Origin of the sequence: Agrobacterium sp. ICMP 6402, from assembly GCF_009498615.1 — a bacterium.
Lineage (GTDB): Bacteria > Pseudomonadota > Alphaproteobacteria > Rhizobiales > Rhizobiaceae > Agrobacterium > Agrobacterium burrii.
Genome location: NZ_QSNV01000001.1, coordinates 1,377,452 through 1,389,805, shown reverse-complemented (window position 1 = coordinate 1,389,805; position 12,354 = coordinate 1,377,452). Strand labels below are relative to the sequence as shown.

Genomic DNA, 12,354 nt, shown 5'->3' with positions numbered 1-12,354 from the left:
TCCCCGGCTTGAGACCCGGTTCTGATTATATGGCGTCCACGCCTGTTTCACCGGTACGGATGCGGATGACTTCCTCGATATTGGAAACGAAAATCTTTCCGTCGCCGATACGTCCGGTCTGGGCCGCATTGCGGATCGCCTCAATGACGGCTTCCGCATTCTCGTCCGCCAATACGACTTCGACTTTCACTTTCGGCAGAAAGTCCACGACGTACTCCGCACCGCGGTAAAGTTCCGTGTGGCCCTTCTGACGACCAAAGCCTTTTGCTTCCGTGACCGTGATTCCCTGAAGTCCGACTTCCTGAAGGGCTTCCTTCACTTCATCGAGCTTGAAAGGCTTAATGATCGCTTCGATCTTTTTCATGAGAAAATATCTCTCCGCTTCTCCCGTTAAAGCAGGTAATTCCCGCTCTGCCACAAGAATGCACGTATTGTGCCAGATCGGAAGCGGGCGTGAAGAAAAAACTTCGCTCCCCCGGCTTTCCGGCACAAAATGCATTCGCTTTTGGCGGTTTTCCAGCGAATTTCTCTCGGAAATCCGAAAAATCCATCCGCATTTCTGTTGATTTGTAATATTTTAGCAATCTCGTATATTTGTAGTCCCTGCGCCGGCGTTTTGTTGGTTTGTTTATATTTTATGCATTTGACTATTATTTGGTCGTGGCGATCTGCTTATTTTTGTATCGATTGCCTTTCCGGCGTTTTGAAGGGATGATCGGCCCATGACATCCCTTTCGCAGCTCTTCCTCATCGACCCGGTTGTGATGGCCCGCATCGATGCGGTGGCCGGGCAATCCGGCATTCCGCTTTACGACCTGATGGAACGGGCGGGGCAGGCGGTTGCCGCCTCGGCGCTGCGCCACTATCCGCAGGCGCTGCGTTTCATCGTGCTTTGCGGTGGCGGCAATAACGGCGGAGACGGTTATGTGGCGGCGCGGGTGCTTTTGCAGAGCGGCGCGGCCGTTGCGGTTTATCATCTTGGCGATACTGCCGTGCTGAGGGGCGATGCGCGAACGGCATTCGAGCGGAGCGGGGTGACGCCACTGCCGCTTGCGGCCTATGCGCCTCTTTCCGGTGACGTGGTGATCGATGCGGTTTTCGGGGCTGGATTGTCCCGTGATGTTCCAAGCGAACTTGCCGATGTGATCGAGGCGGTGGCAAAGGCGGGCGTGCCTGTGCTTGCCGTTGATCTGCCCTCGGGCCTCTGCGGCCGGCGCGGCGTGCCTCTCGGTGCTTCGTTCAGGGCGCAGCGCACCGTGACCTTCATGGCGCGCAAGCCCGGTCATCTGCTGATGCCGGGGCGGGAGCTGTGCGGGGTGCTTGAGGTCTTCGATATCGGCATTCCAGCCCGCATCCTCGCTGCCCATGCGGGTTCAATCTCGGAAAACGATCCGCTTGTCTGGCGGCACGCCTTGCCCCGCGCCGATATGGAAACGCATAAATTCCGCCGCGGGCATCTGACTGTCTTTGCCGGACCGGCGCATGCGACGGGTGCAAGCCGCATGGCGGCGCTTTCGGCGCTGAAGGCGGGGGCGGGCATCGTGACTGTTGCTGCGCCGAAGACGGTGCTCGATGTGCTGTCCACGACGCTGACAGCCGTGATGAACACGCCTATGGACGATGCCGATGATCTGCGGCTGTGGCTGGATGACCGGCGTCACGGTACTTTCGTTCTCGGCCCGGGTTTCGGCGATTTAGAAAAAGCGCGGCAGTTCGTGTCGCTGCTTGGAGACAGGGCGGTGGTGCTGGATGCCGATGCGATCACCGCTTTCAAGGATTGCCCGGAGACCCTGTTCGAGCAGGTTACATCCGGCACAGGCAAATTTGTGCTGACGCCGCATGAGGGCGAGTTTGGGCGGCTGTTTCCCGATCTTGCCGCTGACGCTGCGTTGAGCAAGGTCGAGAAGGCGCAGGTTGCTTCGGCGCGCAGCGGTGCGGTGCTGGTCTATAAGGGCGCGGACACGGTGATCGCCGCACCCGACGGCCGGGCGCTGGTCAACAGCAATGCGCCGGCGAGCCTCGCAACGGCTGGCTCCGGCGATGTGCTGGCCGGCATTGTCGGTGCGCTGCTGGCGCAGGGAACCCCCGCCTTTGAGGCGGCGGCTGCCGGTGTCTGGCTGCATGGTGAGGCGGGTAGCCGAGCCGGCGTTGGCATGACGGCAGAGGATTTGGCCCATGCGGTTCGGCCGTTCGTGGAAGCCTTGACGTCTTAAAGCCGCGTCTTTAATGCGCGGCTTTGCCTCCCTGGCTCGCCATCGCCATTCGCGACGCGCTGATCAGCATCTTGCGCTCGGCCCGTTCCTGCTGCGGCGTGCGATTATAGATTTCGCGATAACACTTTGAGAAATGCGAGGCCGAGACGAAACCGCAGGCGACGGCGACTTCGACGACCGGCATGGCCGATTGCACGAGCAGGTGACGGGCGCGGTCGAGGCGGATTTCGAGATAATAGCGGGCGGGCGACCGGCCCATTTCCTGACGGAACAGGCGCTCCACCTGTCGGCGCGACAGATCGGCGGCATCGGCTATGTCAAGCAGCGACAGCGGCTCGGCGAGATTGCCTTCCATCAATTCGATGATCGACAGGACCTTGCTGTTCTGCACGCCGAGGCGCGCACGCAGCGGCAGGCGCTGGCGGTCATTGGGGCTGCGCACCCGGTCGGTCAACTGCTGTTCGCAGACGCGGTTGACGAGGTTTTCACCGAAATCCTGGCCGATCAGGCTCAGCATCATGTCCAGCGAAGCCGTGCCGCCGGCGCAGGTGTAGATGTTGCTGTCGACTTCAAAGAGGTCGGCATAAACTTCCACCTGTGGGAAGGCTTCGGAAAAACCCGGCAGGTTTTCCCAGTGGATCGCGCAGCGCTTGCCGTTCAGCAGGCCAGCCTGCGCAAGGATATGGGCGGCGGTACAGAGGCTGCCGATGGCGATGCCGCGATTATAGGCTTCGCGCAGCCAGGCATTGACGGACTTGTTGATGTGCTGATCCACATCGATGCCCGAACAGATGATTGCCATTTCTGCGCGGTTCTCGCCGGTCACATACCGTCGCTCGTCGGCGAGACAGGTGTCGACCTCGAGACAGATGCCGCTGGAGGACATGACCTTCTGGCCATCGAGCGAGGCGATGCGCCATTCATAGGCCTGATAGCCCAACATTCGGTTGGCGATGCGAAGCGTTTCAACCGCTGCGGCAAAGGGCAGCATGGTAAATTGCGGAATGAGAAAAAAGACGATTGAGCGTTTCTTCTGGGAGTTCCTGCTCATTTGCCCGTGCTCCGTTGCGAATACGCAATTCCTCCCTTGGAATCGGTCTTCTGGATGTCCTGTTTCCGACATCTTTAACGAAAAATACGCCGTGGAATCGGGCCTGTCAAAAAATCGCTTTTGAAATATGCAAAATTTGCGACAAGCCTTTTAAAAAGGCGTCGTGTCGCATGTAAAACAGGCAGGCTTTTTTACGCCGTTGCCGGAGCGTATTGGCACGGGAGGGGATGGCTCGCAAGTCTTAAAACGTCTGCGAGCCACCGGTCGGAGGTCATTTGCGAATGGCGCTTGTGCGGTAATTGTCTGTCGTCGGCCATCCGATATCCTTCAATGTTTCAGGCGGCAATGCCTCAAGTGCGCGCAGCATCCGTGCACGACGCCATGATCTGTAAAGAGCAGAAACGTGGCCTGACAGGCGGTGAAGCCAGCCACCGGAAGAGGGACGATGCGCAGAGCGGTTCGCCACCGGGAGATAATGTATCATGGTCATGTCCTTGATCCTTTCCTGAACCACGATTGATTTGCGCCTTCGATATGCGCCTGCATATTTCATCAAACAAGAGAATGAATTTCATATCATTCATCAATTATCGGAATGATTTGCTGACCTGTCCTGCCAGATGCGCGTCGTCACATAAGGGGAGTTCGGCGCTTCATTCCAGCGGGACTTTTTCGGCCCTGTCATTCGATGTCCCCGATGGTGCGCGCTTGTTGACATTCAATCAAACGAAATGATATCCATCTATAAATCAAAATATTTGAAGGTGCGTGCCATGACCGTGACTTTCCGCCAACCGCTGCCGTTGCTGGATAACGACATATTGAGAACCTTCGTCGCGATTGCGGAAACGGGAAATTTCTCCACCGCCGCGGAAGTGGTGTTCAGGACGCCCTCGGCCGTTTCCATGCAGATCAAGAAGCTTGAGGAGCAGTTGAAGACGACGCTATTCCTGCGCGATGCCCGCTCGGTGACATTGACGGCGCATGGGGAGACACTGCTGACTTACGCACGGCGGATGATCGCGCTTTCCAATGAAGCCGTGTCGCGTTTCGTCATGCCCGAGCTTTCGGGCGTGGTGCGTCTCGGCGCGCCGGAGGATATCGGTGAGCGTGGCCTGCTGCCGGGCATTCTCAAGCGCTTTGCCGAGGCTTTCCCCGGTATCATGATCGACGTCACCATCGATTCCAGTTCCAATCTCTACAAGCGCATGGACGAGCAACGGCTTGATCTTGCCCTCGTCAACTGTGCCTCGCATCCGCTCAGGGATACGGGTGAGGTGCTGATGCGCGAGCGCCTTGTCTGGGCGGGTGCAAAATGCGGCACCGCCTATCTGCGCGATCCGCTGCCGATTTCGATCTGGGAAGAAGGCTGCATCTGGCGTTCGGAGGCGATCAATTCTCTGGAAAAGCGCGGGCGCAATTTCCGGGTGGCCTATCTCAGCGGTCATACGATGGCGCAGCGCGCGGCGATTGCCGCCGATCTTGCCATCGCGCCGCTGCCGCGATCCTATGTGTTGAACGACATGGTCATTCTGGGCGACAAGGAAGGACTGCCGGAACTCGGCTGTTTCGATATCCGCCTGATTATGGGCGACAAGGCGTCGCGTCCGGTGCTTGCAGTCGCAGAAAGCATTCGCAGCGCCTTTGTCGAGGTTGCCAAGGCGGCGTAACATGGCGGGGCCTGCGCGGCCTTAAAGCCGGGCGCGCAGGCAGTCGTGGTGTGTCAAACCGCAACGGAATCCGGTGATGCCGAATGGTCTGCGTCGCCGGTTTGCCAGCTTCCGCGCTTGACCAGCCAGTCGGCCGAATTCTGCAAGCCGCCAAAGGGAAAGACGTGAATTTGCCGGATCGGCCCTTGCGGATTGGCCTGCCAGTGCCGCTCGATCGGTCCGACGACGCTTTCCGGCGAATGACCCTTCGCCAGTGTCGTGAGGGAGAGCGCGTTTTTCTTCAGATAGGCAATGGAATTGCCGACACCGCAAAGCGCTGCATATTTCAGCAGCGTCGTGATCTTGGCCGGACCGGAAACGCCGATATGCACCGGCAGATCGATGCCTGATGCGATAAGCCCTTCCGCCCAGGCGATGAAACGGGCTGCATCGAAACCGAACTGGGTGACGATGCGCATCGTCGCATCGCTTCTTTGCGCAAAATCACGCTTCAGCCGCAGCGCGGCAATTGCCGTCTCCTCGCTGAAATCCGGGCTGCCCTCGGGGTGGCCGGCGATTGCGATCTGGCTTATCCCATAACGGTCGAAAATGCCTGACGACAGCATATCCATGCTGGAAGCGAAGGGACCGGCCGGCCTGTCGACGCCGCCGCCGACAACCAGCACATCCGATACGCCGGCTTCGCCCGCCAGCCGCTTCACCTGTTCCTCAAACTCTGCGCGCGACGGGATGCGCCGCGCCGCAAGATGCGGCACTGGCTCATAACCCAGATCACGCAGATGTCTCGCCGCATCGACAAGCTTTACCTGTGAGGCTGCGCCGGTGTCGGTCAGATAAACACGCACGCCCTGCGGAAAGAGACCGACAAGGCTTGCCGGGCCAAGCACCTGTGCGGGAGAGGCTTCGATGGAGGCGGGGATGATGGAGGAGGCGGAAATATCGGGCAATTTGTGCATGATCCTTTTGATTATCATGCACCGTTTTTTCGGTGCCGTCTGTGCCTGATGCGGCAAGACAGCCCTGCATCTGCGACGAAGCTTGGCAACACGGTGCAGCGAAGGATCACCATATCCGTTTCGTCAGACCGTTCCACAGCCAGGTCCAGATCGTCGGCGGAAAGCGCAGTGCCGATTTTCCGGGTGAGGGCGGCTGTGGTGCGAGGCTGCCGGACAATGCGTCTTCGATGGCGCTGACGGCGATATCCACCGAGGCGGCGGTGAGAAGCAGCGGATAGGTGGCGATGGTGTCTGAAGGCGAGGGTTTCAGCCGTTTTTCGTAAAGCGTGGCGCCGGTATCCACACCCTTATCGACCAGATGTACGGTTGCGCCGAAATTGCCGCGGTCCTTTTCCACCAGCGCCCAGTAGCCGCCCATCTGGCCGCGATAGGCGGGATTGATGCCGGCGTGGAAATTGATAACCGGGCATTGCAGGGCCTCAAGCGTTACGGGCTTCAGAAGTCGGCAGGAAATGGTGAAGATCGCCGCCGGTTTCAGCAGATTAGCGGCCTTGTGGCATTCCTCGTCGTTCAGCGAGGCAAATTGCGTGACGGGAACGGCTTGGCCAAGTTCGGCGGAAAGGCCATGCTCGGCGATAATCTCGTGGCTTCTTTTAATCGTGAAACGTTTGCCCAGCCGGGATGCGACCATCGTTGTCATCTGGCCGGCGGCGACAATCCAGCCGAGCCGCCGCGCCCGCCGCCTGAGAATTTCCGATTTGCTTTCCGGTTGCTCTACGAAGACGTGGATATCAGGAAAGCGGGCGGCCAATGCATTGATCATGACATTGGGGTTCACGCCGCCTGCCGTCATCACCAGAAGTCGATTGTTGATGTCAGTCATATCACCCACGGTATTTTCCTCAACCATGATCCAGGTGTGGAGTTTCCCTCGTGAACTTCAAAACCCTGTTAATTTTCATCGACGGGATTTTTTGAAATGCTGCTGGAACCGATTTTCGGGACTCACGTTATTGTGACGCATATCACATCGGCGCTTGCCTTGGACGGCAAGTCATAGGGGAGTTATTTCAATGGTTACACGCATTCTTTCGACCGTTTTCGTGGCTTTGTTGACCGTCGTGACGCTCAGCTCTTGCGGCAACACCATTCGTGGCATGGGCCGGGATACGGCGAATGCCGTTGATGCGACGCAGGACGCCGGCCGCAATGTGGACCGCGCTGCCCGCCGCTAACGGCACTCCCCTTAAAGTCGAGGCGTTACCCTGAAACAAGGGTGACGCCTTTTCTTTGACTGAATTTCCCTGCGAATGTTCCCCTGACGAGAATCACGGGGTGGGCATGAACGGATCGATGAAAAGACTGGCGAAGCTGCTGTTGCCATTGTTGCTGCCGTTTTCGGCGCAGGCCGGCGGGCAGGCGGATTTTTGCAAAAGCATGGACCATGCGGGCGGTCGCTACACTGTGTGCAGTTTCGACCCGGCAAAGAACACCATCCGGATTTATGATCGCGATCACGTCTCCGGGCAGGGGTATCGCTCCTTCGCCGACCTGTCGTCCGCGCTCTGGCGGCAGCATATGTTCAGCATCTTCGCCATGAATGGCGGCATGTATCATTCCGACTATTCGCCAGTTGGCCTGTTTGTCGAAAATGGAGTGGAGCGCTCATCGATCAGCACCCGGGGCGGCTGGGGCAATTTTCACCTTCTGCCGAATGGTGTGTTTTATCTGAAAGGCACGACGGCCGCCGTGCTGGAGACTGAGGCCTATCTGGTGGCAGACCCCAAGCCGGATTTTGCCACCCAGTCGGGGCCGATGCTGGTGATCGACGGAAAGCTGCATCCGCGATTTCTGCCCGACAGCGACAGCCTGAAGCGACGCAACGGCGTCGGCGTCTCCCGCGATGGCATGGTGCATTTCGCCATTTCGGAAAATACCGTGCGCTTCTACGATTTTGCCACGCTGTTTCGGGATGTGCTGGATGCGCCCAACGCGCTTTATCTCGACGGCACCATATCCAGCGTCGATATTCCCGCGATGAAGCGGCGCGACATGCTATTTCCCATGGGGCCGATCATCGCCGTCATCGATAGGGTGCCGGACTAACCGAACAGATCAGATCGGCGCTTTAGGGTAGGCTTTTTCAAGTCCCGCCGATGCCGTCAGCCCTTTGCGGAAGGCCAGATAAGCGGGGTGCTGGCTGGTTTTGGCAGTTTCCGCGAGGCGAATCTGCAGGCGGGCAGGGGCATTGACGCCAAGCCATTCACCGGCAGCTTCCAGCTTCAGACTGTTCAGGAAACGGGCATTGGCCTGCTGGTCGAGATAGAGATTGAGGCCGGCCAGCAGGTTTTCATCCTGCAAGGCGTTTTCCATCAGCAACGACACCCATGCCTTGTCCTCGCTTGCAAGCGAAGTCAGTTTCGAAGCGACCGTTTCGCGATCGGGAAAAGAGGATGCCTGCTGCATGAAGTGAGTCCCGTTGTCGATATCCGTCGTCGATAAAGCAGAGGTGTTATGCTTTCAAGGCGCGGCGACTGCGGAATAAATTCGACTGTAACGTGTTGGCGACGACAGTTTTCAACAGGTGTTTGTGCAAAAGCTTTAAATAACGGTTACACTTTAGCCTAAATTGAGGCGAAGACCGAAATGCCGGTTTTGGAAGCCACGCCCTAACACCTTGTTTTTTCATGTACCTATGCGCGGGGCGAATGGCAGCCCGTCGAAAAAGCCTTCATTTAGCCGCTTTTTGCATTTGCCTTCGTCGTCGGATTTTAATAAATGCTTCTTCCAACGGGCCGGGTCTTGAAGATCCCCCGGAGAGTGAATAGCTGGAGTAATCATGGAAGAAACCGCTCAGAAATCTTGCTGGGGCGTTACCTTGCGCGCACTTGCAGGCTTTGCCGCTTTTCTCGCATTGACGTACATTTTTGGCAGCCCATAAGCACTTCTCCTGAATTGACGGGTTTTGAAACGGCGCGGTTTCCTCTGGAAACCGTGCTGTTTTCGTTTCTGCGACCTGCATGTCGCAGCCGCAAAAGCCGGTGACGCTCTTCGTTCTTGCCGAAGCGTCGGATTTCTCCGAAAATCCCGACAGATTTTGCATCCGATGCTGCGGTGGCGATCTGTCGCGGCTTTGGATATGGTGATGGTGGAATCCATCAGTCAGGAAAAACTTCATGTTTCTTTCGGTCTTTGACGTCTTCAAGATCGGTATCGGTCCTTCAAGTTCCCATACGATGGGTCCGATGACGGCGGCCAACCGCTTTCTGGCGCTGATCCTCAGCGATGAGTGGCCGCGTCCGGCCGGCGCCAGCGTTTCGCGGCTGAAGGTCAGCCTGCACGGTTCGCTCGCCTTTACCGGCATCGGCCATGGCACAGGGCGTGCCGTCATTCTCGGCCTGACCGGCGAGCGGCCGGACCTCGTTGATCCCGACGCCATGGATGCGATCATCGAGACGGTGGAAAAGGCCGGCACGGTTACGCCGCCCGGTCATCCGACCTACGAATTCCGGGCAGCCGAGGATCTGGTGTTCGACAAGAAGAACCCGCTGCCCGGCCATGCCAATGGCATGACCTTCTCCGCCTTCGACAATCAGGGCAGGCTGCTGATCAAGCGCATCTATTATTCGGTCGGTGGTGGTTTCGTCGTGACCGATACGGAACTGGAGGCGATCAAGCAGCGCGGCAAGACCATCGATAATGGTCCGCGCGTGCCCTATCCCTTCGCCTCGGCAAAAGAAATGCTTGATATGGCGACCCGTTCCGGCCGCACCATCGCCCAGATGAAACGGGCGAATGAAGAGACGGTGGTTTCCCGCGAAGAGTTGAACGACCGGCTCGACCAGATCTGGGAAGTGATGGACGGCTGTATCGAGCGCGGACTGAAAGTCGACGGCATCATGCCGGGCGGCCTGAAGGTGCGCCGTCGCGCCCGTTCCATTTACGAAAAGCTGAATGCGGAATGGCGCAGCAACCGGTTCAATCCTGTCATGGCGAATGACTGGCTGAGCGTTTACGCCATGGCGGTGAACGAAGAAAATGCCGCCGGTGGCCGGGTGGTCACCGCGCCGACCAATGGTGCGGCGGGCGTCGTTCCGGCCACTGTCCGATATTTCCGGCACTTCCATGAGGATGCGACGGTTGACGACGTGCGTGACTTCCTGCTGACGGCGGCGGCGATTGGCGGCATCATCAAGCACAATGCCTCGATTTCCGGCGCGGAAGTGGGCTGTCAGGGCGAAGTCGGATCGGCGGCGGCCATGGCGGCGGCGGGTCTTGCGGCGGTCATGGGCGGCTCGCCCGAACAAATCGAAAATGCCGCTGAAATTGCGCTTGAGCATCATCTTGGCATGACCTGTGACCCGATTGCCGGGCTGGTGCAGGTGCCCTGCATCGAGCGCAATGCGCTGGGTGCGGTGAAAGCGGTGACGGCGGCGTCGCTGGCGCTGAAGGGTGACGGCCAGCATTTCGTGCCGCTCGACGCCTGCATCGAAACCATGCGCCAGACCGGCAATGACATGAGCGAGAAATACAAGGAAACCTCCACGGGCGGCCTTGCCGTCAACGTTGTGGAGTGCTGAGCGGGCAGGGCGGCCGGCATCGTCCAGATGCTTGACGCCTGCCGCAAAAAGGCATTGATAGGGATATGCCTTTACATCTCATCAAACTTTGCGTTGGCGCGGATTCACTCCAGGATTTAAGAGACTGGGTCGCGCAACGCTCGCTGACCGCCATGGCCGCAGGTCTGGAACCGCACAGCGTGCACACCACCCGCATGATCCCGAAAAGGTCCGAGGAATTGCTGGAAGGCGGCTCGCTCTACTGGGTCATCAAGGGGCAGGTGCAGGCGCGGCAGAAGCTTCTTGATCTCCGTTCCTTCAAGGGCGACGACGGGATTACCCGCTGCGATCTCATTCTCGGCCCCGAAGTGATTGAGACATCACCTGCGCCGAAGCGGCCGTTTCAGGGCTGGCGTTACCTCAAGGACGACGAAGCGCCCCGCGATCTCGGTGGCGGTGGTTTCGGCGGTGAGGACATGCCATCCGACCTGAGGCGTGAACTTGCCGAGCTTGGCCTGCTCTGACGCTTGCAGCTCTTTACGACAATGAAAAAGCCGGCCTCCCTGCGGAGCCGGCTTTTTCATTTGGGGAGACGGTAGTGGGGTAGCTGGTGTTATCGGATGCCGCCAACCGCATTGGTGGCGCGGCCATCCTGAATTTTCACCCAGCGACCCGGATTGGCGGTGTCCTGGCGCTTCAGGTAGGTATATTCGGTTTCCGACCAGTTCATGACCTTGTTGCGCATGTTGTCGAGTACGAAATCGCCGCGGTCGGTACGAACGGTCAGAACGGCATGGCCTTCGCCATTCGGCTGCAGAACGACGGTGATAAGCAGGTTAGAAGCCGAGAAGCCCTTGTTCATCAGCATCTTGCGCTTCAGAAGCACGAAATCTTCGCAATCGCCAACCGTGGTGGGGTATGCCCAGCGCTCTTCAACGCCGTAGATTTCCATGTCGGTCATCGGCGTGATCGTGGTGTTGGCGGTGTAGTTGACGTCGAGCATCGCCTTCCAGCGCTCTTCGGTCAGCTTCATCGGGCCGGTGTCGACCGAGGTCGCCTGGCATTCGCTCTGATAGGTCTGGCAGAATTCATAGTGGCCGATCGGCGGGTTGGCCTTGCCGATGACGCGCATGACGGCGGCCGGCGACGCGCTGGCCTGCTGGGCGAAGGCGCTGACGATGAATGCGATCAGGACGAAAACGATACGGTTGTTGTTCATTGCTTGTCTCCCCGTGTTGAGGAGACATTCGCAGGTATATTTTGACCCGGCGGAAATTTGCGAGAGGCAATTTGAGCTTAAATTTCAGCAAATTAGCTGTTATTTTGAACTGTATTTGAGTCAAATTTTACGGGTATTCGAAGCAAATTTTATTACAATTTTACGGATCGCGGCCTTAGGTTTTTGGTAGCCATTTATGCCGCTGTATTGAAAGCGATTTTCCGTGTGGGGCGATTTTCACAGCCGCGTGAAGTGTTCGGGAGAAGCCGGGCAGGGGAGCGGATTTCCCGTTTTGGGATGGATGTTTCAGGTTGGGACGCCATGAAAAAGCGGCGAAAAAAACTTCAAAAAACTGCTTTTTTTTTCCGGAAAAATGTTTTGGGCGGGCGCTTTGCGTTTCGATCTGCGCCATACCGAGCCGAAATCGATGGGTTTGGTGCGCGACCACCGCGCATCCGGACGGGTGGAAGTGAAGGCTGGGACGATATCCCGCGCTTAAGTGTTTCAATCTCGCCGTGTCGCCGTTGCATCGGAAGCCCGTCGAAACGGATTGACGCGACGGAGGAGACTTCTCCGAGATCAAGGGTCTAGTTGGCTGGTTTCTAGCGAAAGGCCGGACGAGGGAAGAAAAGCCGCAACAGATGCCCCGTCAATACCGGGCGCGCACCGCCGTCGCACATTCAGTG

At 58.1% G+C, this 12,354-nt stretch carries 15 protein-coding genes; 6 read left to right on the top strand and 9 right to left on the bottom strand.

Annotated features, from left to right (window positions below):
* Positions 1-25 precede the first annotated feature (25 nt).
* A complete protein-coding gene (locus DXT96_RS07050; protein ID WP_003508042.1) occupies positions 26-364 on the bottom strand; it encodes a P-II family nitrogen regulator in 339 nt (112 codons plus the stop codon).
* A gap of 358 nt (positions 365-722) precedes the next feature.
* Between DXT96_RS07050 and DXT96_RS07045 the strand changes: the two genes are divergently transcribed.
* Positions 723-2,213: an NAD(P)H-hydrate dehydratase gene (locus DXT96_RS07045; RefSeq protein ID WP_153513967.1), complete on the top strand. Its 1,491-nt coding sequence runs from the start codon at positions 723-725 to the stop codon at positions 2,211-2,213.
* Positions 2,214-2,223: 10 nt separating this feature from the next.
* On the opposite strand, the gene DXT96_RS07040 is transcribed toward DXT96_RS07045, so the two are convergent.
* Both DXT96_RS07040 and DXT96_RS07035 read right to left on the bottom strand, forming a co-directional pair.
* Complete coding sequence (locus DXT96_RS07040) at positions 2,224-3,264, bottom strand: GlxA family transcriptional regulator (RefSeq protein WP_149897386.1); 1,041 nt, start codon at positions 3,262-3,264, stop codon at positions 2,224-2,226.
* Positions 3,265-3,535: 271 nt separating this feature from the next.
* The gene (locus tag DXT96_RS07035; protein WP_149897387.1) at positions 3,536-3,754 is read right to left on the bottom strand and encodes a DUF1127 domain-containing protein; all 219 of its coding nucleotides are present in this window, start codon (positions 3,752-3,754) and stop codon (positions 3,536-3,538) included.
* A 241-nt stretch (positions 3,755-3,995) separates the two neighbouring features.
* Between DXT96_RS07035 and DXT96_RS07030 the strand changes: the two genes are divergently transcribed.
* Positions 3,996-4,934, top strand: coding sequence for a LysR family transcriptional regulator (locus DXT96_RS07030; protein ID WP_174373612.1), 939 nt, complete (start codon positions 3,996-3,998; stop codon positions 4,932-4,934).
* Between the two features lie 53 nt (positions 4,935-4,987).
* On the opposite strand, the gene DXT96_RS07025 is transcribed toward DXT96_RS07030, so the two are convergent.
* A complete protein-coding gene (locus DXT96_RS07025; protein WP_153513966.1) occupies positions 4,988-5,908 on the bottom strand; it encodes a methylenetetrahydrofolate reductase in 921 nt (306 codons plus the stop codon).
* Between the two features lie 88 nt (positions 5,909-5,996).
* A complete protein-coding gene (locus DXT96_RS07020; RefSeq protein ID WP_153514228.1) occupies positions 5,997-6,773 on the bottom strand; it encodes a formyl transferase in 777 nt (258 codons plus the stop codon).
* Between the two features lie 190 nt (positions 6,774-6,963).
* Here DXT96_RS07020 and DXT96_RS07015 point away from each other — a divergent pair, with 190 nt between their 5' ends.
* Together DXT96_RS07015 and DXT96_RS07010 are read left to right on the top strand one after the other, a co-directional pair.
* Positions 6,964-7,125: an entericidin A/B family lipoprotein gene (locus DXT96_RS07015; RefSeq protein WP_149897390.1), complete on the top strand. Its 162-nt coding sequence runs from the start codon at positions 6,964-6,966 to the stop codon at positions 7,123-7,125.
* A 106-nt stretch (positions 7,126-7,231) separates the two neighbouring features.
* Positions 7,232-7,996 carry a phosphodiester glycosidase family protein gene (locus tag DXT96_RS07010; RefSeq protein ID WP_153513965.1) on the top strand — a complete coding sequence of 255 codons (765 nt, stop codon included), beginning with the start codon at positions 7,232-7,234 and terminating at the stop codon, positions 7,994-7,996.
* A gap of 9 nt (positions 7,997-8,005) precedes the next feature.
* On the opposite strand, the gene DXT96_RS07005 is transcribed toward DXT96_RS07010, so the two are convergent.
* Positions 8,006-8,356: a hypothetical protein gene (locus DXT96_RS07005; protein ID WP_153513964.1), complete on the bottom strand. Its 351-nt coding sequence runs from the start codon at positions 8,354-8,356 to the stop codon at positions 8,006-8,008.
* Between the two features lie 265 nt (positions 8,357-8,621).
* Positions 8,622-9,068, bottom strand: coding sequence for a hypothetical protein (locus DXT96_RS07000; protein ID WP_194287572.1), 447 nt, complete (start codon positions 9,066-9,068; stop codon positions 8,622-8,624).
* Between DXT96_RS07000 and DXT96_RS06995 the strand changes: the two genes are divergently transcribed.
* Both DXT96_RS06995 and DXT96_RS06990 read left to right on the top strand, forming a co-directional pair.
* Positions 9,067-10,470, top strand: a complete 1,404-nt coding sequence (locus DXT96_RS06995) for an L-serine ammonia-lyase (RefSeq protein ID WP_153513963.1) — start codon at positions 9,067-9,069, stop codon at positions 10,468-10,470. The genes DXT96_RS07000 and DXT96_RS06995 overlap by 2 nt on opposite strands.
* 65 nt (positions 10,471-10,535) lie before the next feature.
* Complete coding sequence (locus DXT96_RS06990) at positions 10,536-10,973, top strand: DUF1489 family protein (RefSeq protein WP_153513962.1); 438 nt, start codon at positions 10,536-10,538, stop codon at positions 10,971-10,973.
* 89 nt (positions 10,974-11,062) lie between these two features.
* On the opposite strand, the gene DXT96_RS06985 is transcribed toward DXT96_RS06990, so the two are convergent.
* Both DXT96_RS06985 and DXT96_RS06980 read right to left on the bottom strand, forming a co-directional pair.
* Positions 11,063-11,668 (bottom strand): transglutaminase-like cysteine peptidase, encoded by a 606-nt coding sequence (locus DXT96_RS06985; protein ID WP_046798293.1) that lies wholly within the window; start codon positions 11,666-11,668, stop codon positions 11,063-11,065.
* A gap of 175 nt (positions 11,669-11,843) precedes the next feature.
* Complete coding sequence (locus DXT96_RS06980; protein ID WP_153513961.1) at positions 11,844-12,080, bottom strand: hypothetical protein; 237 nt, start codon at positions 12,078-12,080, stop codon at positions 11,844-11,846.
* Positions 12,081-12,354 lie beyond the last annotated feature (274 nt).